Source organism: Desulforhabdus amnigena (assembly GCF_027925305.1).
GTDB lineage: Bacteria > Desulfobacterota > Syntrophobacteria > Syntrophobacterales > Syntrophobacteraceae > Desulforhabdus > Desulforhabdus amnigena.
This window is the reverse complement of the sequence record NZ_BSDR01000001.1, coordinates 3,170,993-3,193,976: the sequence shown is the minus strand read 5'-3', so window position 1 is coordinate 3,193,976 and position 22,984 is coordinate 3,170,993. Positions and strand designations below refer to the sequence as shown.

The window sequence follows — 22,984 nt, the reverse complement described above, 5'->3', positions numbered from 1 at the left end:
GGAGAACCGAATGGAGCTTTTCGCAACCGACCGTGAACGGCTGGCGTTCCTCCTCGAAACGGACGCCGCCTTGGACCTGGACTTCGAGGCGCTCGAGGCCCAGGCCGAGGCGGCTGCCGAGGAGCCGTCGCCGGAAGAGCGGCCTAAATACATCACCAACTACATCGGCTCGAAGCAGAAGCTGGTCGACTGGATTTGGAAGCACACCCCGGACGGCGTGGAATCCGTCGTCGACGCGTTTTCCGGTTCGGCGGTCGTGGCCTACATGTACAAGACCAAGGGCCTGCGGGTCCTGGCCAACGACCGGCTGCGCTACTGCCACCACGCGGCCCGGGCGATCATCGAGAACGACAAGGTGCATCTCTCCGATGAGGACCTGGAGGCGCTGCTCGCGGACAACCCGAAGGCCGGAACCTTCGTCCGGGAGAACTTCAAGGGCATCTTCTTCGCCAAGGGCGTCCACGGCCTGATCGACACGATACGGTCGAACATCGACAAACTCTCGGGTTTCAAGAAAGACATCGCTCTCTTCGCCCTGGGCAAGACCTGCATGTCCGGCAAGGGCGGCTTCGGGCATTTCTCGTCGTCGACCCGCTACGGCAAGCGCGAGGACACCCCGGAGGAATTCAAGGAGCGGCTGCGCAAGAACGTGGCCCGCATCAACGCCCTCGTTTTCGACAACGGCAAGGAGTGCAAGGCATCCCGCAAGGACATCAACGACTTCCTGCCGGAGGCCAAGGCCGATCTGGCCTATTTCGATCCGCCCTACGCCACGGAGTTTTCGACCACCAACTACGAGAAATCCTACCACTTCGTGGAAGGGCTGATGACCTATTGGGAGGGGCTGACCCTTGTCGAGGACTCCAAGACCAAGCACTACGAGACCGACCACAAGACCGTGACCCGCGCCAACGCCGCGGAGTTCTTCGAGTCCTTCCTCGGCAACGCCAAGCATATCCCGCACTGGCTCATTTCCTACCGGGACCATGCCTATCCGAACGAATCGGAGATGCGGCGGATCATCGCCTCCCTGGGACGGGATTCGTCGATGCGCTCCCACGATCACCATTACGCCATCACATCCCGGCACGGTGAGGCGTCCCACGCCAAGGAGCGTCTGTTCATCTGCCGCAAGGCCGAGGGCGCGGAGCGGTCCGCCAAGGCGTCCGCAGAGGACAGCCTGCGGGCAGAAGCCGTCTGGGAGGAAACCGAGAACGAGGTACGTTTCCGCGTCCGGAACCCGGACGAGTTCGAACCCGACAGCTTCCGCCGCAAGCCCCTGGATGGCGTCGACGGCGTTGCGATCATCATCGGGCGATTGAAGAAAAAGTTCGTGCCCGAGGGCGGCAATCCGCGCTCCATGGTGCTGCAGGCCTACCGGTTCGTCCGCAAGACGGAGAAGAACCCGGACGGCTGGACCATGGAAAAAGCCAAGGAGTGGATCGACAAGCACGAAGCCGCACGGGCCGTCGATGCCGCCCTGCGCGTGGAGGAGAACCTGATCGCCCTGGCGGACGCGCCGCTGGGCGAATCGCTGGACCTCCTGAGCTGCCAGGCCGGGAAAGCGGAATCGGTCCGCGTCACCGGTTTCATGGGCAGCAAATACCTGATGCTCGGCTGGATCGAAAGCCATGTCCCCAAGGAAGCGGAGAGCATCCTCGATGCTTTTTCGGGTGGGGCCAACGTCGCCTATCACTTCAAACGCAAAGGGCTGAAAGTCATCGCCAACGATCTCCTGCGATATCCCCACCATCTGGCGCGGGCCGTGGTGGAGAACTCCAGCGAGACGCTGAGCGACGAGGACGTGGACCGAATCCTCGCACCCAATGCGGACGCGGGTACGTTTATCGTCGATCACTTCTACGGCTACTACTACACCAAGCCGGTGCTCCGGTGGCTCGACCAGGTCTGGGCGAACATCCAGAAGCTTCACGGCTACAAGAAAGATCTGGCGCTGGCCGCGCTCGGCACCACCGTCAAGGCGAAGAGCGCCTTCGGTCAGTTCTCGCGGTCCAAGATGCACCGCCGGGCCGATCTCGACACGGATGCCAGCCTGGAGCAATCCCAGCTCTCCAATCCGCCGCTGTCCAAGTTCATCGAGTCGTTCCGGCGCTCGGTGGGCCAGCTCAACCGGCTGGTCTTCGACAACGGCAAAGAGTGCAAGGCGTTCAACCTGGATGCGGCCGAAGCGGTCCGGCGGTTCGGCGCGGACGTTCTGTATCTGGACCCGCCCTACGTCACCGAGTTCGGCAGCAACGATTACGAGGACTCCCTGCATTTCATCGAGGGTCTCATGACCCGCTGGGCGGACAAGGAACTCCAGGACAATCCCCGCCGCAACTATCCGTCCCGGACGCGTTACACCAAGGAATCGATCCGTTCCCTGATGGAGACGATGGCAGCCGACGCCCGGGGCAAGTACGGTACGGTGCTCATGTCATACCGCGACCGGGCTTTCCCGCGGGAAGAGGAAATCAAGGAGATATTCGCCGAGCACTACGGTCTCGTCCGTGTCCGCGGCATGGAGGTGGACTACAACATCGCCAAGGACATCGGCCGGGAAGGTAAACACGCCCAGGAACTGCTCTTCGTCGCTTCCAAATCACGCGGTGCGGCGCGCTCTAAAGCGGATACGCGGGCACCGGCGGCATGTCACACCTCGTTCCCCGTGGAGCTGTCGTTCGATACGTTCGCTGGGCTCCAGACCGAAGCGGCGGCATTGGACCAGGCCGCGGGCGATCCGCAGTTCACCTTCATCCTCTGCCGGGCCGGCACGAACAAGAACGGCGACCACTTCACCCCAGACGAACTGGCCGCCCGCTACATGACTGCGATCAACAAGAAGATCGACCTGAAGCATTCCCAGGATTTCACCGACATCGTCGGCGGCATTGTGGGGGCGGATTACGTGGAGGACGAAAGCGGCGGCCGGATCGAGTGCGCGGGCGAACTCTATGTCTCCGACAGCCCGCACGCGCAGTTGGCCTACAAGCTCATCCGCAAAGGGATCATCTCCCAGGTCTCCATGGAATGCGACTACGAGGAAGGCGAGTGCTCGATCTGCGGCAAACGCGTCGTTTCGAAGAGCGATTACTGCGTCCACCTGCGCAAGAACAAAGGCGGCGAGCTCCAGGGGCAACCCGTCTACGAAATCCTCCACGGCGTCACTTTCACCGGGCTCGGACTCCTCGACCGCAAAGGCGCGGATGAAAACGCCCGCATCCTGAAGGTCGCCGCGGCGGAAAACGATGGTTCGACAACCCACTCTGAAGGAGGTCCGACAATGGACGAGAAACACAAGGAAACCGAGGACAGGGCGGCGGAAGCCGCCAAGAAGAAGGACGACGGCGGCGGGACCGCGCCCGATGACAAGACCCGGCTCAAGGAACTGGAGCGGGAGAACAAGGAACTCAAACAGCAGGTTCTCGGCCTGCAGAAGCAACTCGAGGAACTGGAGGCGGAGAAAAAGGCCGCCGCGAACAGGAGCCGAGCCCAGAAGCTTCTGCGCAAGATCGAAAAGAGCGGGCTGGCATTCGAGAGCGACGAGGATCGCGAACAGGAGCTGATCCGTCTGGCCGGTCTTTCCGACGACGCCTTCGCCGCCAGCGAAGCCGCTTTCGAGCGGATGATGAAGGCCGGGCCCCGCGCTCACGCCGACGACAAGGACGCCAAGGACCGAGGAGCCGGAGCGGAAACCGCGAAGGCTTCATCCGGCGGCGACGATCCGCCTCTTCGCAGCGACGCGGGCGTCCGTCCGAAGGACGTGGAAGACAAAAAGACGAGCCTCGAGGACCGGCTGAAGAGCGGCTTCATGGCCGCCTACCGGCAGCGAGTGGCGACGGCGACCGGAGAACCGGTTTCGACCAACTGACAAAGGAGGAATGACCATGGCTTTCATCAATCCCAATCATCGGGGCCTCGCATACGGCGACGGCTACCTGCAGGGCGACGGCCAACTCGGCCAGGTGGTGAGGATCGTCGGCAACGACCTCTTCGCCGTGAACACCACGCCGACGGCCAAGTCGTTCGGCATTCTGATCAAGGATTACAAGAACGGAGAGATGCCCGGCATCTACTGCATGGGCGGCGTCTACGAGACCGACGTCTTCGAGGGGACCGTGAATCCCGGCGACGACCTGAAGGTTTCGGCCAACGGGAAACTCACCGCGGGCGTGCAGGCGGGCGAGGAAGTCATCGCCCGGGCCGTCTCCGTCTCCGGCGGAACGATCAAGTTCCGGCTGCTCATCTGATTACAGGAGGAAAACGATATGGAGACGATCCGCATGAACGTGCACAGCCAGGAGTACATGGAGACGATGGCGCGCCTGATGTCCGAGGCGCTGGAGTCCCCGGAAGGGATGCGCGCGCTGGCCGCAGCCATCGCCGAGCCCATCGAACAGGAAATCAAGCGCAAGGAGATCTCTTCGCTCCTGCTCACGAAGCACACTCTGCCCAAGGGAGAGCGTCCTCTTTACCAGAAGAAGCCCAAAGTGAAGGCCTACTGGATTTCCACCGAAGGCGAGGCTCAGGAGCAGGAAGTCGGCAAGGACGAAGTGGAGTTCCCGACAAACCGCATCCACTCCGCTCCCATGGTCGACGTTTCGGTGCTCAAGAACGGCAACATCGGCACCCTGATGGACATCCAGACCGCGGCTGCGGACGAAATCCGCAAGGAGATCGACAAGCGGACCATTACGGTGCTTTCGGCGGCTGTGCCCGCGGCCAACACCGTGGAGGTGACCGGCGCGACCCTCACCGAGGAGGCGCTCAACGAGGCGATCTCCATCATCGAGGACCTCGAGTTGACGGTGAAGTACATCGTCATGAGGGGCCGGCGTTTCAATGACCTGCGGGGCTGGAACCTCGACCCGGAAACCAAAGCAGAACTGCGGGCCAAGGGCGTCATCAAGAACTATGGGACCGGCGGCATACTGCTGACCGCAGCGCAGGCCATCGACGAGGTGCTGCTCATCCCCGACGAAGAGGTCGGCAAGATGCCGGTGCGCGAGAGCCTCAAGACCGAAGCCATCGAGCAGAAGACCCGCTTCAAGACCGGCTGGCTCGTCTGGTCGGAACTGGGGCAAGGCATCACCCGCCCGGACATTCTCGCCAAGATCAAAATTCTCGGCTGACGGAGGTGAACCGTGACGGTGAAACTGAAAAACATCCGCCCGGGAGTCCTGATCATCGCCGATGTGAAGCTGCGCCTCGACCCGGGCCAGGCCTTCGAAACGGACTCGATCTCCCCTCAGATGGAGTCGGCATTGTCCGCGGGAAGGCTCGCCCGGATGGACGGCAAGGACGATCACCGGAAACAGGACGAAAGCCCCTTGACCAGTATTCAAGAGGAAGACCTCTCTGGGCTTACCGCAACCGAAGCCATCTCCCGGATCGGCACCGAGGGTGATCCCGACAAGCTCAAAGCCCACTTGGCGGGTGAGAAACGACGGACGGTGATCGACGCCCTCAAGAAGCGGCTGACGGAGGTGGAAGGTGGCGCTGGCTGATCTTGTCGCCGTTCTCCGGACCGACCTGTCCGACCCCCAAGGCGAGCTGTTCACCGACGACGTCCTTTCCCGATGCATCCTGAAGGGCGTGTATCGTTTGGCACGCGACCTGGAGCTTTCCCTGTCCGTCGTGAACGGAGAGGTGGTTCCGGAGCCTGAAGGCGAGCCGCGTGAGCTGTTGCTCCTACTGGGCCAGATTCATGCATGCCAGGTCATGCGGGCACAGACCGCCAACGCGTTCGCCTTTTCCAGCGGCGACAAAAGGGTGGACAAGACCAAACAGCCCGAGCATTGGGCCGGGCTCGAGGGAGACCTCAAGGCCGTGTACAAGCAGCGGCTGAGTGAAATCAAACCGGGAGCCGCCGCATCCCCCGAGGACTACATCATCACGCCCGGCGGACTCAGACCGGTCATCTACGACCAAGGAAGCGAGCTTGAGCTGTGAGCCTCTTGAGCGATCCCGAGAAAGATGCGGCCGCCGGAGACGTAAAAGAACTGATCCTGGCATGCGGGCAGGAAGCCGCGTTGATGCGCGCCGTGCCCGGCGAGCGGTTGTACGGATCGGACGACGCATCCTTCGCCGAGGTGGATATCTTTCCTCTCGAGTTCATCGAAACGCCTCCGGAAGATCTCGCCAACAAGATCGACGCCACGGCCTGCGTGCTCCCCGGTCTGGACGTGAGAGCGGAAGACCGGGTGAAAAGCGGCGCGGACGTTTTTCGGGTTCAGACCATAGTGGAAGAGCGTCTTTTCGGCGTCGTGACCCACAAGGTGCTGAAGCTGGTGCGCATCCATGGGAGTTAAGCGTTTCGGCGATTGGGAAAAGGCGAAAGCGAAGCTGGCCGGCAATCCCGGGGCCCGGCTCGCCCTGGCGATCCGGCAGGCGACCATCAAGAACGCCCTTCTCCTCGTCCGCGAGATCAAGCGCGGCATCCGGTCCCAAGCTCCCGGCGGAAAGGCGTTCGTCAAGTTGGCCGAGAGCACCATCGCACGCAAGGGTTCCAGCAAGGCCCTGATCGATACCGGCTTCCTCGTCAATTCGATCACTCAGCGCATCCTCTCGGACCGGGCTTTCGTGGGACTCCTGCGCGGCACTGTCAACAAGGACGGCGACGACCTGGTGAACATCGGCGCGGTGATGGAATACGGAGCCACCATCCAGCACCCCAACGGCGCGGTGATCGTCATCCCGCCCCGTCCATTCCTGCATCCCACCATGGAAAAGTACCGCGAGCAGATCATCGAGAACTACCGCCAGGCCATCCGCGCCGCGCTCTGATCCCCGCCGACACTTCCCATCAGGCTCCGGTAGGTATCCAGCGGAAACGTTCGCTTGAGCCGGAGGAACCGGAATTGGAAACCGTTCGCACAGTCGTTGAAAGCCTGATCCGCCTGATCAAGGCGGAGATCGACCCGGACGCGGTGCTCGTCGCCGCGGACGACGTCTTCGAGGTGCCCAACGTGCCGAGCCTGATCCTGCAGGGACCGACGCTGGCGGAAAACGGCGACCGCCGCACCATGGCCCACATAGTGGAGAAGGATGTCCCGAACCTCATTTATGAACAGTGCCGCCATCCCCGACTCTACCACCTCGACTTCGACGTCATCGTCACCGCCGGTCGCGAAGGAGCCCTGTTGGACCTCCAGGAACGGGTGGCCCGTTTCTATCAAATCCACCCGGTCCTGGTCGTGGAAGACCGCGGTTCCCTCAACCTGACGGAGATCGTCCCATTGGGCGGATTGCGACGGGTGAACCTGTCCAACCTGCGCCAGAGCAGCGGCCGCTGCCGGATCGAGGACTGCCCGGTTTACGACGGCCTCGTCGAAACGGGCCCGCTCATCAAAGACCGCCGGTTCGAGTTCCGGGACGGCGTCGAGGAGGATCGGCTCCATACCCCATGAAACAAGGAGGAACCACTGTGATCGAAATCAAGAATCTTCTGTTCCAACCGCTCACGTTCCACCTGGCGGGAGGCGGCCGGGGGCTTCATCTGAATCCCCGCGAGCGCAGAACGCTGGGTGAGGACGACATTTCCCCCGAGATCGATGCCGCGGCAAAGCGGGGCTTCGTGTCGCTGACGTCGTCGCCGCCGACCGTTCCCGAACCCGAGACGCCGCGGGAAGAGCCGGTCGAGACCGAGACGGAACACACCGGCGCAAACGGCGGCAAACGTCGGAAACGGAGGTAACCCATGGGCACGTATCTTTCACCGGGCATCTATACCCGTGAAGTCGACTTCAGTTTTTACGTCAAGCAGATATCCACCTCCTCCTGCGGCATGGTGGGTGTGGCCGAACGCGGCCCTATCAATAAGCCCGTTTTGGTCACGAGCTGGGAGCAGTTCATCAACAAGTTCGGCTCCTACCTGCAGGCCGGATACCTCGCCTACGCCGCAAGGGCGTTCTTCGACAACGGCGGCTCCGTCCTTTTCGTGAACCGCATCGCCCATCTGACCGATCCCACGGATCGGAACACCCTGACCGCCGTGAAGGCGCAAGCTATCCTCAAGGACCGGCGCGCGGCGACGGCGTCACTCGCAACCGGCACCGTCGGCACGGATCGAATCGCGTGGCGGGCGATTCAGCCGGGGGCCGCTGGAAATGCCGTCTCCGTCGAATTCGTCGTTTCGGGAAACGATACGCCTCTCTCCGTCGAGGTCTTGGGACAAGCAATCACCGTGAACCTGGCGACCGACGGCGCGGGTGATCCTGTATCCACAGCGGACCAGGTGGTCGCCGCGGTCGTCGGTTCTGCGGAGGCCTCCGCGCTGGTCACGGCGGACACGCAGGACGCGGGCATCGTCCAAGCCGCGGCCTCGGCAAACTTGTCCGGAGGCATGGACGCGATGGACACGCTCAAGGTGCGGGCGGCCGACGAAGGAACCTGGGGCGAGCGTCTCTCCGTCCAGGTCGAAGACGGTTCTCTCGATCCGAGCGGCGCTTTCAACCTGGTGGTCCGCCACAAAGGTGAGGTCGTGGAGGTCTTCAAGGACCTCTCGATGGACGAAGCGGCTTCGAACCATGTAGAGCTTGTCGTCAACGAACGGTCGGATTTCATCACCGTCGAGGACCTTGGAACCGCATCCGGCCTTCCGTTGGACCGGCCGGTGATCGGGGTGTTCGACCTTTCTGGAGGAGACGACGGTCTTACCGGGCTCGACGATGCCGACTACTCCGGCGATCCCTCCCAGCACACAGGCTTCTACGCCTTCGACGAGATCGACGCGCTGAATCTGGTCATGGTTCCGGGCGTCACGACCGCCGAGGTGATCCACGCCGGCATCACCTACGCGGAAAACCGCCAGGACCTCATGTTTCTCGCCGAAGCGCCCATTCACCTCGAACCCCTGGAAGCGGTGGATTTCCGCAAGGGCCAGGGAATGTATTCCCATGGGGCCTTCAACTCGTCTTATGCCGCGCTCTACTATCCCTGGATCGAGATCAACGACCCGGTGACCGGCAAGCGCAAGCTCGTTCCGCCCAGCGGAGCCGTGGCCGGGTGCTACGCCCGCAGCGACAAGAAGACCCACGTCTGGTACGCGCCCGCTGGCATCGACCGCGGCCGGGTCTTCAACGCCTTGTCCCTGGGCTACAAGACCAGCCGGGGCGAGCGGGACGTCCTCTATCCCGAAGGTGTCAATGTGATCGCTTCCTTCCCCGACAGCGGCATCAACATCTGGGGACAGAAGACCCTGCAAAGCCAGCCCTCGGCCCTCGACCGCGTCAACGTGCGGCGGCTGATGATGTTCATCGAGGAAGCCATCGCCGAATCCTCGCGCTTCGTGGTCTTCGAACCCAACAACCCGCAGACCTGGCGGGCGCTGATCCGGTTGATCAACCCCTTCATGCAGGACATCAAGGACAAGGGCGGTCTCTACGACTTCGCCGTCCAGTGCGACGAGGAGACCAACACCCCGGCCGTGATCGACCGCAACGAACTCGTGGCGCGCGTCTTCGTCAAGCCGACCAAAACGGCGGAATTCATCGAGCTCAACTTCGTGCTCACCGCCACGGGGGCAGATTTCAAAGAGATATTCAAGACCGGGTAAGGAGGTAAGTCATGCGCAGCGGCAACATGCCCAAGAGTCTGTATCAGAACTGGCAATTCGCCGTCGAGGTGAACGGTTTCGACGTGGCGCTCTTCAAGAAGGGCCAGGAACCCAAGACCGAGTTCGAGGAGGTGGCCTTCGCTCCCGCCGGTTCCATGTTCGACCAGAAGGTGGCCGGACGGGTCAAGTTCGAGGACATCACCCTGGAGAAAGGGATTCTCCAGGACGGTTCCGACGAGGCCGCCAGGGAGTGGATCAAGAAACAGGTGGACGTCAACGCCGTGGTCGGCGGCCTGCCCAACGACTACATGCGCGATATCGACCTCGTCCGCTACGACCGAACCGGCAACGAAACGCGACGATGGACTCTGCACGGCGCGTGGATCAAGGTCCTGGAGTATGACGAACTCGAGGGCGCGAACACGGACAACACCATCGAGAAGCTCAGCATTTGCTTCCAGTATTGGACCTGATCCGAGGAGGTAGATCATGCACACCTTTGAACTGCCGAGCGGCATCGAGATCGAGCTCCGGGAGATGACCGGGGCCGAGGAGGAACTGCTCACCAACCAGCGTCTCATCCGCACCGGCGACGCCGTGAATCAGGCGCTCAAGAACTGCATCGTGCGGCTGGGGGACAACGACGAGCCGACGGTCAAGGATGTGCTGGACCTCCTCTCCGGGGACCGGCTGTTCATTCTGGTGCGCCTTCGTCAGATCTCGCTCGGCGACGAGGTCGAGCTGGAACTGACCTGCCCGAACACCGCCTGCCGGGCGTCAAACGCCGTGACGGTCAACCTGGACGAACTGGAGGTCACGCCTTACGGAGAGGAACGGGAGTTCGCGTTCACGCTGCCCGGTTCCGGAGGCAAGGTCCGGTTCGGTTACTTGGACGGCCACAAGGAGAAACGGCTGGCCGCACTCAAAGAGCCTTCCATCTCCTCGGCCATGTTGATCCGAATCATCGACGTGGATGGCGCTCCGCCGACCAAAAAGATCATGAACGATATGTCGATGCGGGACCGCGGCGCCCTCCGGCAGGAGATGCTGAGGGTGGACGCGGGAATCGACACGACCGTGGAGACCGACTGCCAATCGTGCGGGACGCGCATCCGCACCCGGCTGGAGGCTGAACCGGGTTTTTTGTTTCCAGGAGTTCGCTTGTAAGGGACGCGTTTTTCCTCGCCTACGGCGGGCTCCACTGGAGTTTCTCGGAAACACGGGCGCTGCCGCTCTCGGTCCGCCGCGAATTCGTGGAGGCACTGGAGCGGCAGCTTGCTTTTGAGCGTGAAGAAATGGAGCGCAGGCGCACATGAATGGAGATCTCGGACTCGGCATCATCGTCTCGATGAAGGACGCGTTCTCGCAGAACGCGGCCCGGGTCCAGTCGTCCATGCAGTCCCTGGACGCGACGGTGGCCGCCTCCAGCGAGCGGATGACGCGCAACCTCGACCGCATCCAACAGGGCACCATGATGATCGGCGCGGGGCTGGCGCTCATGGCCGTGCCCGCGGGGCTCATCGCCTCCACCGCCGCGACCCAGAAAGCCCTGGGCGAAATGGCGTCACTCGGAATCAAGGACCTTCGGGCTCTCGAGGACGCCGCCGAGAGCTTCACCAATACCTGGGCCGGATACAGCAAGGCCGAATTCATCGGGGCGGCCTACGACGTAAAGTCGGCGCTCGCCGGCTTGAGCGACGAAGCCGTGGGAACCTTCTCCGCCATGGCCGCGCTCACCGCCAAGGCCACCAAGGCCAGCATCCAGGAGATGGTCGGCACCTTCACCACCGGGTACGGCATCTTCAAGCCGATCATGGCGGATATGACCGATATGGAATGGGCCAAGGCTTTCTCCGGGGCCATGGCTCAGACCGTAGCGTCCTTCAAGACCACCGGGGCGCAGATGGCGGAAGCGATCAAAAACATCGGCGCGGTCGCCGCCGCTTCCAACATCCCGCTGCAGGAACAGCTTGCCATTCTCGGGCAACTGCAGACGACAATGCCCGGTTCGGAAGCCGGAACGCTCTACAAGGCTTTCATCATGAAGGCTGCCGAGGCCGGAGAGCAGTTGGGGCTCTCGTTCATCGATTCGAGCGGGAGGCTCAAAGGGATTATCCCCATTCTTCAGGAGGTCAAATCGCAATTCCCGGACCTGTCCCAGGCCGCCGCGCAGGTGCAGATCAAGAAGGCTTTCGGCTCCGACGAGGCGGTGAAGTTCCTGCTCCAGATGTCCCAGGGAATGGAGTCCCTGGAGGGCAACATCCGCACCATCGAACAGGCGATGAAGAGCGGCACCGCCGTCACCGAGGAAATGGCGCGGGCCATGAACATGGACATCGGCAGTCAGTTCCAGCTTTTGCGCCAGCAGGTCGGAAACCTTGCTGAAATCCTCGGCCGCACGCTTCTGCCGGTGGTGACTCCGGTTATCCAGGGGATATCGAAAGCCGTCCTGTTTTTCCAGAAGCTCGCACGTTCGATGCCGGGGTTGACCAGAGTCCTCTTGACCTTGTCCATGGCCCTGGGTGCCGTGCTGGTCGTCGTCGGGGGAGTCATCGCCGCGGCCGGGACCATCGGCCTCATGCTCCCCGCCATCAAGGCGGGGCTTGCCGCCATGGGAGCGGCAATCGCCGGTGTGGGAAGCATGTTCGCGGCATATTTCCTTCCGGTGGTCGCGATCATCGGCGGTGTGGTGCTCGCCGTTTATCTCCTCAAACGGGCTTGGGAGACCAACTTCGCCGGCATCAGGGACACCATCCTCGGCGCATGGGAAAAGGTGCAACTCGTATTCCAGGGAATCCGGGCGCTCGTCACCTCGCTCTCCGGCGGAGCCGGAACCATGTCGGCCGACCTGGCCCAGAAGCTCGAACAGGCCGGACTGATGGGACTGGTGGTCACGGTCTTCCGCATCTACTACCGGGTGCGCCAGTTTCTGACCGGCATGTGGGAGGCATTCTCCGACGCGTTCGGAAAGATCAGGGCGATTCTCGAACCCGCGGTCCGGGCGCTCATGCAGGCTTACGGCATGCTGTACAAAGCGATTTTCTCGGTCCTTGAAATCTTCGGCTTGGCGGCCTCTTCCGCCGATGCCTCCTCCTACCGGAGTCTCGGCGAGACACTCGGCAAGGTGCTCGGTGTGATCGCCAAGGTCGGCGCTTATCTCCTCAAGTTCGTCATCTACAACCTGGCGGCCGTCATCACTGTGGTGGCTTGGGTGGTGCGCGCGGTCGTCTGGCTCGGCAAGACCATCGTCACCGCCTTCATCGAGGCGGGGAAGTTCGTCTACAAGTTCTTCCTGCCGGTCCGGCTTTTGGTCGAGGCGTTCCGCATGGCGGCCCGGGTCGTCTATGCAGTCTGGCAGGTCCTCACCGGCGACATCTCCGTGCTCGACGGGCTCAAGGCCGTCGGCGGCGCGGTCTTTGATTTCCTGGCCACGCCGTTCCGCTGGGTCCGGGACGTGATCGTCGGTGTCTGGGATTTCATCAAGGGACTCTTCTCCGCCGTCGGAAGTTTCTTCGCTTCCGCGGCATCGGCTTTGGCTGCAGCCTTCATGGACCTGCCTCTGGTCCGGACGCTGGCCGATGTCTTCGGCGCGGTGCGGGGATTCTTATCCGGCGACACGACTTTCTTCGAGGCGGGCAAGGCGATTCTCGTATCCGTCGGGAAAGGCATCTGGTCGGCGGTCACCTATCCGTTCGAGATGCTCAAGAAGGCTCTCGGGTGGCTCCGCAGACTGCTGCCTTTTTCAGATGCGGAGACCGGTCCGTTGTCGGACCTCACCGCTTCCGGCGCGGCCGTTCTCAAGACGCTGGCCAAGGGAATGCTCGGCGTCCTCTCCCTGCCGGGCAAGGTTCTGAGTCTGGCGCTGCAAGGAATGCTGAACGCGGTCCGCTGGGTGTGGGACGGTTTGAAAAATTTGGGAAACGGCATCCTTGCGGCGGTCACCTGGCCGTTCAGAAAAGGAGCGGAGGCCGCGTCCGCCGTCTGGCGTACTGTCTGCACTGCGGCATCGAGCGCTTGGAACGGGCTCACAGCACTCGGTCGTGGAGCTTCGGGTGTGTTGGCCGCGCCCTTCAGTTGGATGCAGTCCGCGGCCGGGACCGCCTGGAACGGCATCGAGCACGCAACGTCAAGACTCTGGACCGGCCTCGGCAACATCGGGCGGACGGCTTGGTCGGTGGTCAGTGCGCCCTTTTCGTGGATCGCCGGTTCCGCGGGAGAGGCCTGGGACCGGGTTCAAACCTCAGCCGGCGCAGCCTGGGATGGAATCGCCAATCTTCTGCAGGGTGGATGGAACCGAATCGCTTCGCTGTTCCAGTCGTCCTGGCCGCTTCTTTCCGCGCCCTTCGACTGGATCGCCGGAAGCGCCATCTCCGCCTGGAGCCGGATCACCGGCACGGCGTCGACGGCATGGGACACCATCAAGACCATGGCGCAGAGCGCCTGGGATTGGATCAAGGCCCCGTTCGAGGGTTTGGCATCGGCCGCATCGTCCGCATGGGAACAAGTCAAGACCGCCGCATCGAGCGCCTTCGGGTCTCTGGCGTCCAGCGTGTCCTCGTTGTCGGGCTCGGCGTTCGAAAGCGGCAGGGCGTTTATGACCGCGGTGGGTGACGGCATCAAGTCCGCCGTGAGCGCGCCGTACCAGGCGGCGAAGTCGGCCCTTTCGTTCGTGCGGAATCTGCTGCCTTTCTCCGATGCCAAGGAAGGCCCGCTCGCGGACTTGACCCGAAGCGGCGCTGCGCTGATTCAGACCCTGGCCGGAGGTATCACCAAGGCCGCCTCAGCACCCGCCGAGGCCATGACCCGCGCATTCGGGTTCATGACCGGGCTGACCGGCAAGATCGCCGCTCCCGCCATGCTGGCGGGAACCCTGGCGCTCACACCGGTCATGGCGGCGGAAGCACCGACGCTTGCCTCTTCCCTGGAAAGCACCGGAGCGGCGGTTCCAATGGAGCGACCGGCCGCTTCTCTCCCCACCGCTCAGGCCCGTCTTCTCGGCGAGACCAAAGGAGCGCTCGGTCCGGAGTCCGGCATGCCGTCCGCACCTCCGGGGGAGACGCTTCGCCCGGTGCTCGAATCCTTGCTGGCGAAGCTTGAGCAACTCGGCGAGCGGCCCATCGATGTGTCGGTGACCACGCTGCTCGACGGACGGCAGGTGGCCCGTTCCGTGTACCGGGACCTGCGCGAGCGCAAGATCAAAAACTACGAGACGCTGTGAGGAACGCATGAAACGGATATTCATTTGCAGCCGGTACGCCGGGGACGTTCCCCGGAACACGGCGACCGCCGAACGTCTCTGCCGGAAGGCGGTGGAACGCGGTTGCGCGCCCTTTGCGCCGCACCTTCTCTACACGCGCTTCCTCGATGACGGAAAGACCTCCGAACGCGAAGCGGGCATCGCCTGCGGCCTGACGTTCATGGAGAGCTGCGACGAGGTCTGGGTGTTCACCGGCGAAGGCCTTTCCGACGGCATGCGACGGGAAGTCGATCATGCCCGGCGTCTGGGCAAGCCCGTCATCGAGTTGGAGGTGATGTAGCCGTGGCTTGGGACCGGAAAGAGATCACCGCGTACTTGGTGGACGTGGACACGGGCGACTACCTCGATTTTCAGTACAACCCGAACGACATCGTCGACGAGAAAAGCACGGCCTACGCGGCCATCAAGATTCCGGGCATGAGCCATCCCCGCTACCAGTACGTGGCCGGCGAGCCGCGCAAGATCGGCTTCAAGCTGGTCTTCTTCAAGGGGTCCGTAAAGGAGTCGGTGGACTGGCTGCGCTCGCTGCTCTATCCCGAACACGCCGGAACCATGCTCAAGAACGCCCCGCACCGGGTGATCTTCATGTTCGGAGACCTCTATCCGGGCGTGCTCTGCGTCGTCCGCCAGGTGAAGGCCCGGTTCTTCCACATGTTCGACCGGGACAACCTGCTGCCCCAGCACGCCGAAGTGGACGTGATGCTCGAGGAGTACATCGACCAGTCCGTGGACTATTCGGAGGTGCGCGGATGATCGGACGTCGATCCAGATACGCGGCATCCATTCTCTACACGTCGGGAGAAGGGGATTTCCTGGGCACGCGTCCGGCCATCGAGAGCAAACCCAGGCCCGACGACCGGTTTCACACGGTGATCGAGGGGGACCGGGTCGATTTGCTGGCCCATCGCTATCTGGGACAGGCCGATCTCTGGTGGATCATCTGCGACTACAACGACATTTTCTTTCCCATGGAACTGACGCCGGGGACCATCCTGCGCATCCCCTCGGTCGAACACGTCAGCATGCGGCTTCTGGACTGAGTCTCCGGACGCATCCATCCCGACACCTCGCGCCGCGCGCCGGTAAGTATCCGGTGGAGTCCGTCCTTCAGGCGGGCCGACTGGAGACCGGCGCATGGACATCGACACATTCAAACCGACTTTTGTGATTCAGATCGAGGGGCAGACCCTTTCGGCGGATATCACGCAAGAGATCACCTCGTTCGTCTTCGAGGACAACGAGGAGGAACTCGACGTGTTGGAGCTTGCGGTCACCGACCGGAACCTCCAGTTCGTCGACGATCCACTGTTCCAGGAGGGCAACGAGATCGTCGCCCGTTTCGGATATGTCGGCAACCTCTCGCCGCGCAAGAAGGCGGTCATCAAGGATATCGACTACGACTTTCCGGAGGACGGTGACCCGACCATCCATATCAAGGCCTACGACAAAGGCTTCAAGCTGGCCGGAAAGGAGAACCAGAAGGTCTGGCAGAAGCCCGCTCCCGGCATCCTCTACTCCGAGATCGCCGAGGAGATCGCGGGGGCCAACGGCCTCACTCCGGTGGTCACGCCCACCAAGGGCCGCCATCTGCGCGTAACCCAGAGCAACGTCTCCGACGCGCAGTTCCTCAAGGAACTGGCCGGAAAGGCGCGCGACAAGGACGGCGACGGCGTCACCGGATACGTCTTCTACATCCAGGACGACGAGCTGCATTTCCATCCCCGCGATCTGGACAAGAAGCCCGCCGCGATCCTCGAGTACTTCACCGACCGCAAGGGCGTTCTGCGTTCCTTCCGCCCCTCGACGCAATCACAGGGGGCCAAGGGAGCGGGCGTCGAGACCAAGGCCGTGGGCGTGGACCCGCGCAAGAAGGAGCCGGTCGAGCACAAGGCCAACAACGAGACCACCCCGGAGCGGACTTCGTTGGGGAAGCGGACCTACCTGGTGGACGGGAACACCGGCGAGGGCGCTTACAAGGAGCAGGAGTCCGGGCAGGTGGTTCCCACCTTTGACCGTTCCGAGGGCTTCCACGAGGAGCCGCGACAGGAACCGGCCCAGGACCTCTCCGAGGGGAAGTTCCGCGAGGCCGAGCTCCGCCAGGTGGAAGCCGACGCGGTGACCATCGGCATCCCCGCGCTGCGCGCCAAGCAGAACGTGGAGGTCAAGGGTGTCGGCCGCAAATTCTCGGGCGTCTACTACTGCCATTCGGTCCGCCACGCTTTCGGCGAGGGCGGATATCACTGCGAACTGAAACTCAAGAAAAACGCCCTGGGCAAAGGGGCGGGCGACAAGTCGGACGAGGCCAAGGGCAAGCAGAACGACCAGGAAGCGCCGCCCACACCGAAGGAAGAGCCGCCGCCGATGGTGACCATCGACGCGGACAGCGGGCGGAGGCTGTAAGGAGGAAAAGCACATGGGAGATCTGAGCCGGAATTTCTCGAAGAGCGAGTTCGCCTGCCGGTGTTGCGGCAAGACCGATATCGATCCACGCCTGGTGGATGCGCTCCAGGAGTTGCGCGACCTCGCGGGCGCTCCCGTCCGCGTGACCAGCGGGTACCGCTGCCCCGATCACAACCGGGCGGTGGGCGGAGCGAAACAGAGCCGGCATCTGCTCGGACATGCCGCGGACATCGTGATCAAGGGCTTGTCCGTCGCCGGGATGTACGAACTCGCGGAGCGGGTGGCCGCCTTCCGTAACGGTGGAATCGGCGTCTACCCGGAGCGGGGATTCATTCACGTCGACATACGCGAGGGGCGGACCCGCTGGGGGCACCTCGACGGCAAATACGTTTCGCTCGAAGAAGCCATGACAACCAACGGAGGTGACCGCAATGCAGCAGTTTGAACAGATTCTGACCTTCATCCTGGACCACAAGGAACTCATCGCGACCTTGTTCGTTACGCTCCTCACCGTCATCAAGCTGACCGCCTGGGGCCGGGCCAAGGCTGCGGCTCTGGACGCAGTGATCGGCGTCATCGAGCGGCTCGGCGCGAAAGAGGTCAAGACCGGCGTCGCCGGTCAGGAACTCAAGCTCGAAGCCGCAGCCCAGGACGCCCTGCGTCATGCCGTGGCCAAGGCTGATCCGAAGAAGACGCCGGACGGAACCGTCACCCGCATCGTGCGCGAGGTGCTGCGGGGCTTCCTGCCGCTGAAGTGATCCGGAGGACGGACCGTGATCGAGACACAGGACCGGCAGCACGAGGAACGCTACAAGAACCGCTGGTATGGCAAATACCGTGCGTTCGTGCGGGACAACAACGATCCGGAACGGCTCGGCCGCTGCCGGCTCGAAATTCCTGCGGTGCTCGGAACCGGCAAGGAGAACTGGTCTGAATGGGCGTGGCCCTGCTTTGCCTACGGCGGAAACGAGGACATCGGCGTGTTTCTCATCCCCGAGGAAGGCGCGTCCGTCTGGGTCGAATTCGAAGGGGGCAACGTCCAGTACCCGATCTGGTCCGGCGTGTGGCTGGCCAAGACGAACCCCGGCGAACAACCGGAGGAATCCAAACGCCTTTGCTCCGACCCGACCTGCATCGACTGTGAGGACAAGCTCGAACACAAGCCCGACCGGCGGGACGACCTGGAGCACAAGAAACACCACGGCCACCCGCCGTACTACTGCCCGCGCCGCAAGGTTCTTCTCAAAACCGAGACCGGACACACTATCGTTCTCGATGACCGCGACGAGGAGGAGTTCCTCAAGGTCATCGACCGGGCCGGGCAGATTCTCCACATGGAATGCCGCGTGAAGCGCGACGTTCAGACCGGCAATGCGCGCCGCCGGGGAACCAAGGACGCCGAGCAGGGCGACCAGCTCGACATCGACTCGGACATCAAGGACCAGAAGGCCCGGATCGAGATCACCGATCTGTGCCGCCAGTTCGTGCGCTGGGAGGCGTGGAAGGACAAGGAGAAAATCCATATCCAGTCCTGCGACAAATCCCGCGCCCGGTGGCAGAAGATTCTCATCGACACCACCAAGGGCAAGGAGAAGGTCCACATCTGGGGCCTCTGCGGCACACAGGAAATCCTCGTCGATTCCACCGCCGGGACCGAGATGGTCCGTCTCACGGACAAGGCCGGCCAAGTCGTCGTGATGAACGCGGCCGCCGGACAGGAGCGCATCCAAGCCACGGACAAATCCGGAAGCGTGATCCTCATGGACGCCGTCATGGGGAACATCGTCATCCGCTCGACGAACAAGGTACTGATCAACCCATGACAAACAACGAGACGACAAGCCCCGCGGCATCCCTGGTCATGACCGTGTATAACGGCGAGCGTTATCTCGCCGAGGCGGTCGAAAGTGTTCTGGCCCAAACCCGGCGGGACTTTGAACTGGTCGTCTGGGATGATGGCTCCACTGACCGGACACTGGAGATCGCCCGTGACTACGCCAAGCTGGACGACCGCGTGCGCGTCGTCGCTGCGAAGCATCTGGGCCGGACCCCGGCGCTCAAGGCCGCGATTGCGGAGACGGCCGCGCCGTACCTCGGCTGGGTCGACGGCGACGACATCCTCGCCGTGACGGCGTTGGAAGAGACCGCAGCGGTTCTCGACCGGGAATCCTCTGTAGGTCTGGTCTACACCGACTACGTGACCATCGGGGAGGACGGCAAGGCACGCGGCTACGGCAACCGCTGCCGGATTCCCTTCTCCAAGGACCGGATGCTTCTCGACTTCATGACTTTCCATTTCCGCCTGATGCGGCGCTCGGCCTTCGACGCGGCGGGCGGCATCGACGAAAGCTTCCGTTGCGCGGAGGACTACGACCTCTGCCTGCGTATGGCGGAGCTGACCGAGGTCCGCCACATCCGCAGACCGCTCTATTACTACCGCATCCATGCGGACTCCATCTCCCAGCGCATGCGGATCGAACAGATTCACTGCGCACGCGACGCCATGGTCCATGCGCTGGAACGGCGAGGCCTGTCCGACCGGTTCGAGATCGATCTGCAGATACGCGGCCGCTATTCGCTGCGAAGGAGGAAAACGAATGGATGAAACCCGACATGACAGCGCCCCGTGCGACTGGAACCGGAGCGAGCGGATGCTGGCACGGACCTTCGAATCCTGGCGGGCCGAATTCCGGAGCATACTCGAAGACCACCGCCGGGAAATCCAGGCGCGGCTTGAAAAGATCGAACGGGAAATCGAGAAGAAGTCGGACAAGGAGAACGTGGACCTTCTGGTGCGCAGCATCCAGGACGATCTGCGCCGCCACGCCGACGACATCAAGAACCTGCAGTCGGGCATGAACGAGAAGATGGGCGTCGAGACCATGTGGAAGGTGGTCGGTCTTGTGCTCACTGTCGGCGGTGCCGTGGGCGGCGTGGTCGGCTTTCTGGTCCATGTCCTGACTGGAAAATAGCCATGGCAAGACCCCAGGCGAGACTCGGTGACATCTCCAGCCACGGCGGCGTGATCGTCACAGGAGCGCTTCGCACCGTAGTCAACGGAAGACCCGCGGCGCGGCTGGGCGATCTGCACGTCTGCCCGATACCGGGCCACGGCGTGACGCCCATCATCACGGGCAGCCTCGACACCGCGACGGAAGGGCTGCCCAACGCACGCATCGGCGACATCACGGCCTGCGGCGCGATCATCGTGACCGGCAGCCTGAACACCAACGACTGAGGACCGAGGATGGATTTCGAGGAACCGCAGTTTCACTACTGGGACGTCTTCCCCAAGACGGTGAAAGTGTCGCTCACCGGCTGGTCGGTGACGATACCGCTTTCCGTGCGCGGCGCTCCCACCGGACAGATCGAGTTCGAATCCGCCGACTCCAACATCGCCTGGGTGGACGAAGACGGAAGGCTGAACCTCGGTTGGCAGGCGGGCGCGACGGTCGTCATGGCTTACGACTCGGAGAATCGGGACAGCGTCCGCTACATCCAGGTGGAGGTCGTCGATTACGGTCAAAACGGAGGCGGAGGATACGACGGGTATGGCTATGACTATCCCACATAACCTTCCATTGTCCTTCTGGGAAGTCGCGCCCTCTCTGATCCGGGAACCGTATCGGGAGACGGAACAAGCGGTCCCGGTGGCCGTCATCGGATCGCCCGGCGGCGAGGTGCGGTTTGAGTCCGTCCATCCGGAAATCGCCAGGGTCGAGAACGGTGTGCTGCGCTTCGGCGCGACACCCGGCGCGACGGTCATCGTCGCCGAAGCGATCCGGGGCGAGGTGGCGTCATCCCGCAGATACATCCAGGTCGACGTGGAGAAGCCCAAAGCCGCGGCGGTGCTCGACTGGAGACCGTCCGGCTACGTGGAGCTTCTACCGGACGGAACCTGGCACTTTTACTATTTCTCCGGCTGGTACGACGCTTCCGGCAGCAATATCCGCGTGACCGGGGAGCTTGCATCGGAGGTGACCCTGGACCGGGACTACCTCCTCCGCTTCGACGTCTGGGGCGAGATCGAGAGCGTGGACGGACCCTATTTCGACCGGCTCGAGTTCTATGTCGACTGGTGGTTTATGCGGAGCTTCAATCCGACTTACGACATGAACGGCGCTCCGCTGCAGCCGTACCCCGTGCCGCGAAGGACCGAGACCATCGACCTGTCTCAATTCACGGGCGGCACGGTCACGCTGCGGTTTCTCTGGGACACGGGCGACGGCCTTTACCAGAAGTTCGACGGCTGGTTCGTGCAGAACATCGAACTCATACCTATCGGGAGTTGACGGAACATGGTTGTCGGAAACGGATACGGTTACGGCTACGGAGAGGAAGACGGCGGGCCGATCATCGAGCAGACGAGTTCGTCGGAATCCCACTATGAACTTATGGCGCTGGCCCGTCTGCTTGCGGCCGGTCTCGGCGTGACGGACGGCGAGGGTGAGGAGCCCTATCTCCGAAAGATTCGAGACGGCCTGGCCGAGATCAAAGGCATTCTGCAGCAGAGTCACGACGCCTCCGAAGCCCTTCGGGCGGAAGCTCAAACGGTACTGGAGGCGCACGCCGAGAGCGCGCAGCAATACATGCAGGTCGTGGATCAACCGATGCCGCCGGACTTAGACCCCTTCGTCGCCATGCCGACGGGCACCGCCGTGAGAGATCTTCCGGACGGAGGACGCATCTTCACCCTCGCCGACGGCGTCATGGTTCGGGTGGGACCGGATGGAAGACTGACGGCCATCGGTATGGATGGCTCTGTGACCCTTCTCGAACCCGCGCGCGGCGGCGTGGTGACGCTTCCCGACGGACGGGAGCTGATGCTCAAGCCCGAGGCGGTGCGTGTGACCCACGAAGCGGCCGGAATCGAAGGGCTTCCCCTGGACATCGATCCGATACAGACCGCGCAGGGGCGCTGCCGCGTGGAACTGCCGGACGGATACCGGTTGGATGTATTCCAGTCAGAGCGCGCGGCCATGATCGGCAACCCCGCGGGCACCTCGGTGGTGCTCGGCATTTCCCGGATCGAGGGCGTGGGTGAGGATGTCGAGGTTCGTCTGGTGCCCGGCGGGGCCAAGGGCTTTACGGCCGTGGAAAGCGGTCACAAGGGCGTCATCGAGGCCGACGGCACGATCCATGTCGCCATGGCGAACGGGTTGGACTTGGTCATTCATTTCCCGGACGACGATGGCTCCAATGGAAACCCAGGTTCGGATAGCGTGCCCGCCTGCATCTGCGAGGAGCGTGATTGATGGCCTTGGATTTCCTCGGACGCGGGCTTAAGTTCCCCTTCCGTTTTCATCGACGGTCCGGTGGCGCGCAGATCTCGTCGGCCACCTCCACCGAACACGAACACATCCACGAGAGCATCCTCCAGATTCTCGGCACCCGGCCGGGCGAACGGTTCATGCGCCCGGAATTCGGCTCGAAACTCAAGGACCTGGTGTTCGAGCCGAACGATGAGGTGCTGAAGGGCCTGATCCGCCATTACGTGATCGACGCCGTGAAGCGCTGGGAGAAACGGGTCGTCATCACCGGCGTCTCCTTCGACGATTCCCCCGCGAACAAGGATCGCAACCTTCTCCCGGTCCGCATCGCCTATCGCGTCATCCGGAGCCAGGTGGAAGGCAACCTGGTCTATCCCTTTTACCGCGAACCGCGCCAATCCGCTCCGCCCCGACAGTTCCGCTCCGTCGCCGGTAAGTAACAAGCGGGTCCTCGTCCGGCTCGTCCGGCGGGACCACTTGTGACCGAACCGCAACGGACGA

General features: G+C 62.9%; 27 protein-coding genes. All 27 read left to right on the top strand.

What is annotated here, in order from left to right:
• Window positions 1–10: 10 nt before the first annotated feature.
• A complete protein-coding gene (locus QMG16_RS13575) occupies window positions 11–3,871 on the top strand; it encodes a DNA adenine methylase (RefSeq protein WP_281794982.1) in 3,861 nt (1,286 codons plus the stop codon).
• Window positions 3,872–3,887: 16 nt separating this feature from the next.
• The gene (locus QMG16_RS13570; protein WP_028588260.1) at window positions 3,888–4,250 is read left to right on the top strand and encodes a hypothetical protein; all 363 of its coding nucleotides are present in this window, start codon (window positions 3,888–3,890) and stop codon (window positions 4,248–4,250) included.
• A gap of 18 nt (window positions 4,251–4,268) precedes the next feature.
• Window positions 4,269–5,132 carry an HK97-fold major capsid protein gene (locus QMG16_RS13565; RefSeq protein WP_281794981.1) on the top strand — a complete coding sequence of 288 codons (864 nt, stop codon included), beginning with the start codon at window positions 4,269–4,271 and terminating at the stop codon, window positions 5,130–5,132.
• 12 nt (window positions 5,133–5,144) lie between these two features.
• On the top strand, window positions 5,145–5,507 hold the full coding sequence (locus QMG16_RS13560; protein WP_281794979.1) for a hypothetical protein: 363 nt from the start codon (window positions 5,145–5,147) through the stop codon (window positions 5,505–5,507).
• Window positions 5,494–5,952: a hypothetical protein gene (locus QMG16_RS13555; protein ID WP_281794977.1), complete on the top strand. Its 459-nt coding sequence runs from the start codon at window positions 5,494–5,496 to the stop codon at window positions 5,950–5,952. The genes QMG16_RS13560 and QMG16_RS13555 overlap by 14 nt, the downstream gene beginning before the upstream one ends.
• Entirely contained in the window at window positions 5,949–6,311 is a 363-nt protein-coding gene (locus QMG16_RS13550) for a hypothetical protein (protein ID WP_281794975.1), read from the top strand. The genes QMG16_RS13555 and QMG16_RS13550 overlap by 4 nt, the downstream gene beginning before the upstream one ends.
• Window positions 6,301–6,786: a phage virion morphogenesis protein gene (locus QMG16_RS13545; RefSeq protein WP_281794974.1), complete on the top strand. Its 486-nt coding sequence runs from the start codon at window positions 6,301–6,303 to the stop codon at window positions 6,784–6,786. Before QMG16_RS13550 ends, QMG16_RS13545 begins: the two co-directional genes overlap by 11 nt.
• Before the next feature lie 74 nt (window positions 6,787–6,860).
• Entirely contained in the window at window positions 6,861–7,409 is a 549-nt protein-coding gene (locus tag QMG16_RS13540) for a hypothetical protein (protein WP_281794972.1), read from the top strand.
• Between the two features lie 17 nt (window positions 7,410–7,426).
• Window positions 7,427–7,696, top strand: a complete 270-nt coding sequence (locus tag QMG16_RS13535) for a hypothetical protein (RefSeq protein ID WP_281794970.1) — start codon at window positions 7,427–7,429, stop codon at window positions 7,694–7,696.
• Window positions 7,697–7,699: 3 nt separating this feature from the next.
• Window positions 7,700–9,556 (top strand): phage tail sheath C-terminal domain-containing protein, encoded by a 1,857-nt coding sequence (locus QMG16_RS13530; RefSeq protein WP_281794968.1) that lies wholly within the window; start codon window positions 7,700–7,702, stop codon window positions 9,554–9,556.
• 11 nt (window positions 9,557–9,567) lie between these two features.
• Window positions 9,568–10,029 (top strand): phage tail protein, encoded by a 462-nt coding sequence (locus QMG16_RS13525; protein ID WP_028588339.1) that lies wholly within the window; start codon window positions 9,568–9,570, stop codon window positions 10,027–10,029.
• A 16-nt stretch (window positions 10,030–10,045) separates the two neighbouring features.
• The gene (locus QMG16_RS13520) at window positions 10,046–10,723 is read left to right on the top strand and encodes a T4 family baseplate hub assembly chaperone (RefSeq protein WP_281794965.1); all 678 of its coding nucleotides are present in this window, start codon (window positions 10,046–10,048) and stop codon (window positions 10,721–10,723) included.
• A gap of 145 nt (window positions 10,724–10,868) precedes the next feature.
• The gene (locus QMG16_RS13515; RefSeq protein ID WP_281794963.1) at window positions 10,869–14,774 is read left to right on the top strand and encodes a phage tail tape measure protein; all 3,906 of its coding nucleotides are present in this window, start codon (window positions 10,869–10,871) and stop codon (window positions 14,772–14,774) included.
• A 7-nt stretch (window positions 14,775–14,781) separates the two neighbouring features.
• Window positions 14,782–15,093, top strand: a complete 312-nt coding sequence (locus QMG16_RS13510; RefSeq protein ID WP_281794961.1) for a DUF7768 domain-containing protein — start codon at window positions 14,782–14,784, stop codon at window positions 15,091–15,093.
• A 2-nt stretch (window positions 15,094–15,095) separates the two neighbouring features.
• Window positions 15,096–15,566, top strand: coding sequence for a CIS tube protein (locus tag QMG16_RS13505; RefSeq protein ID WP_108100899.1), 471 nt, complete (start codon window positions 15,096–15,098; stop codon window positions 15,564–15,566).
• A complete protein-coding gene (locus QMG16_RS13500; RefSeq protein ID WP_281794958.1) occupies window positions 15,563–15,853 on the top strand; it encodes a LysM peptidoglycan-binding domain-containing protein in 291 nt (96 codons plus the stop codon). Before QMG16_RS13505 ends, QMG16_RS13500 begins: the two co-directional genes overlap by 4 nt.
• A 94-nt stretch (window positions 15,854–15,947) precedes the next feature.
• Window positions 15,948–17,213: a phage late control D family protein gene (locus tag QMG16_RS13495; protein ID WP_281794956.1), complete on the top strand. Its 1,266-nt coding sequence runs from the start codon at window positions 15,948–15,950 to the stop codon at window positions 17,211–17,213.
• Window positions 17,214–17,226: 13 nt separating this feature from the next.
• Complete coding sequence (locus QMG16_RS13490; RefSeq protein WP_281794954.1) at window positions 17,227–17,658, top strand: YcbK family protein; 432 nt, start codon at window positions 17,227–17,229, stop codon at window positions 17,656–17,658.
• On the top strand, window positions 17,645–17,971 hold the full coding sequence (locus QMG16_RS13485) for a hypothetical protein (RefSeq protein WP_281794951.1): 327 nt from the start codon (window positions 17,645–17,647) through the stop codon (window positions 17,969–17,971). Before QMG16_RS13490 ends, QMG16_RS13485 begins: the two co-directional genes overlap by 14 nt.
• 15 nt (window positions 17,972–17,986) lie before the next feature.
• Complete coding sequence (locus tag QMG16_RS13480) at window positions 17,987–19,036, top strand: phage baseplate assembly protein V (protein ID WP_281794950.1); 1,050 nt, start codon at window positions 17,987–17,989, stop codon at window positions 19,034–19,036.
• On the top strand, window positions 19,033–19,818 hold the full coding sequence (locus tag QMG16_RS13475) for a glycosyltransferase family 2 protein (RefSeq protein ID WP_281794949.1): 786 nt from the start codon (window positions 19,033–19,035) through the stop codon (window positions 19,816–19,818). The genes QMG16_RS13480 and QMG16_RS13475 overlap by 4 nt, the downstream gene beginning before the upstream one ends.
• 46 nt (window positions 19,819–19,864) lie before the next feature.
• Window positions 19,865–20,185, top strand: coding sequence for a hypothetical protein (locus QMG16_RS13470; protein WP_281794947.1), 321 nt, complete (start codon window positions 19,865–19,867; stop codon window positions 20,183–20,185).
• Between the two features lie 2 nt (window positions 20,186–20,187).
• On the top strand, window positions 20,188–20,451 hold the full coding sequence (locus QMG16_RS13465) for a PAAR domain-containing protein (RefSeq protein WP_281794946.1): 264 nt from the start codon (window positions 20,188–20,190) through the stop codon (window positions 20,449–20,451).
• A 66-nt stretch (window positions 20,452–20,517) separates the two neighbouring features.
• Window positions 20,518–20,787 carry an Ig-like domain-containing protein gene (locus tag QMG16_RS13460; RefSeq protein ID WP_281794945.1) on the top strand — a complete coding sequence of 90 codons (270 nt, stop codon included), beginning with the start codon at window positions 20,518–20,520 and terminating at the stop codon, window positions 20,785–20,787.
• Window positions 20,765–21,505: a hypothetical protein gene (locus QMG16_RS13455; RefSeq protein WP_281794943.1), complete on the top strand. Its 741-nt coding sequence runs from the start codon at window positions 20,765–20,767 to the stop codon at window positions 21,503–21,505. Before QMG16_RS13460 ends, QMG16_RS13455 begins: the two co-directional genes overlap by 23 nt.
• A gap of 6 nt (window positions 21,506–21,511) precedes the next feature.
• A complete protein-coding gene (locus QMG16_RS13450; protein ID WP_281794941.1) occupies window positions 21,512–22,468 on the top strand; it encodes a hypothetical protein in 957 nt (318 codons plus the stop codon).
• Window positions 22,468–22,923, top strand: coding sequence for a GPW/gp25 family protein (locus tag QMG16_RS13445; RefSeq protein ID WP_281794940.1), 456 nt, complete (start codon window positions 22,468–22,470; stop codon window positions 22,921–22,923). Before QMG16_RS13450 ends, QMG16_RS13445 begins: the two co-directional genes overlap by 1 nt.
• The last annotated feature ends 61 nt before the right edge of the window (window positions 22,924–22,984 follow it).

Coding starts and splice junctions, on each gene's coding strand:
- QMG16_RS13490 (WP_281794954.1), top strand. CDS start 17,227: ATGGGAGATCTGAGCCGGAATTTCTCGAAGAGCGAGTTCGCCTGCCGG.
- QMG16_RS13575 (WP_281794982.1), top strand. CDS start 11: ATGGAGCTTTTCGCAACCGACCGTGAACGGCTGGCGTTCCTCCTCGAA.
- QMG16_RS13515 (WP_281794963.1), top strand. CDS start 10,869: ATGAATGGAGATCTCGGACTCGGCATCATCGTCTCGATGAAGGACGCG.
- QMG16_RS13530 (WP_281794968.1), top strand. CDS start 7,700: ATGGGCACGTATCTTTCACCGGGCATCTATACCCGTGAAGTCGACTTC.
- QMG16_RS13475 (WP_281794949.1), top strand. CDS start 19,033: ATGACAAACAACGAGACGACAAGCCCCGCGGCATCCCTGGTCATGACC.
- QMG16_RS13455 (WP_281794943.1), top strand. CDS start 20,765: ATGGCTATGACTATCCCACATAACCTTCCATTGTCCTTCTGGGAAGTC.
- QMG16_RS13565 (WP_281794981.1), top strand. CDS start 4,269: ATGGAGACGATCCGCATGAACGTGCACAGCCAGGAGTACATGGAGACG.
- QMG16_RS13525 (WP_028588339.1), top strand. CDS start 9,568: ATGCGCAGCGGCAACATGCCCAAGAGTCTGTATCAGAACTGGCAATTC.
- QMG16_RS13510 (WP_281794961.1), top strand. CDS start 14,782: ATGAAACGGATATTCATTTGCAGCCGGTACGCCGGGGACGTTCCCCGG.
- QMG16_RS13450 (WP_281794941.1), top strand. CDS start 21,512: ATGGTTGTCGGAAACGGATACGGTTACGGCTACGGAGAGGAAGACGGC.
- QMG16_RS13520 (WP_281794965.1), top strand. CDS start 10,046: ATGCACACCTTTGAACTGCCGAGCGGCATCGAGATCGAGCTCCGGGAG.
- QMG16_RS13485 (WP_281794951.1), top strand. CDS start 17,645: ATGCAGCAGTTTGAACAGATTCTGACCTTCATCCTGGACCACAAGGAA.
- QMG16_RS13470 (WP_281794947.1), top strand. CDS start 19,865: ATGCTGGCACGGACCTTCGAATCCTGGCGGGCCGAATTCCGGAGCATA.
- QMG16_RS13445 (WP_281794940.1), top strand. CDS start 22,468: ATGGCCTTGGATTTCCTCGGACGCGGGCTTAAGTTCCCCTTCCGTTTT.
- QMG16_RS13570 (WP_028588260.1), top strand. CDS start 3,888: ATGGCTTTCATCAATCCCAATCATCGGGGCCTCGCATACGGCGACGGC.
- QMG16_RS13495 (WP_281794956.1), top strand. CDS start 15,948: ATGGACATCGACACATTCAAACCGACTTTTGTGATTCAGATCGAGGGG.
- QMG16_RS13500 (WP_281794958.1), top strand. CDS start 15,563: ATGATCGGACGTCGATCCAGATACGCGGCATCCATTCTCTACACGTCG.
- QMG16_RS13545 (WP_281794974.1), top strand. CDS start 6,301: ATGGGAGTTAAGCGTTTCGGCGATTGGGAAAAGGCGAAAGCGAAGCTG.
- QMG16_RS13465 (WP_281794946.1), top strand. CDS start 20,188: ATGGCAAGACCCCAGGCGAGACTCGGTGACATCTCCAGCCACGGCGGC.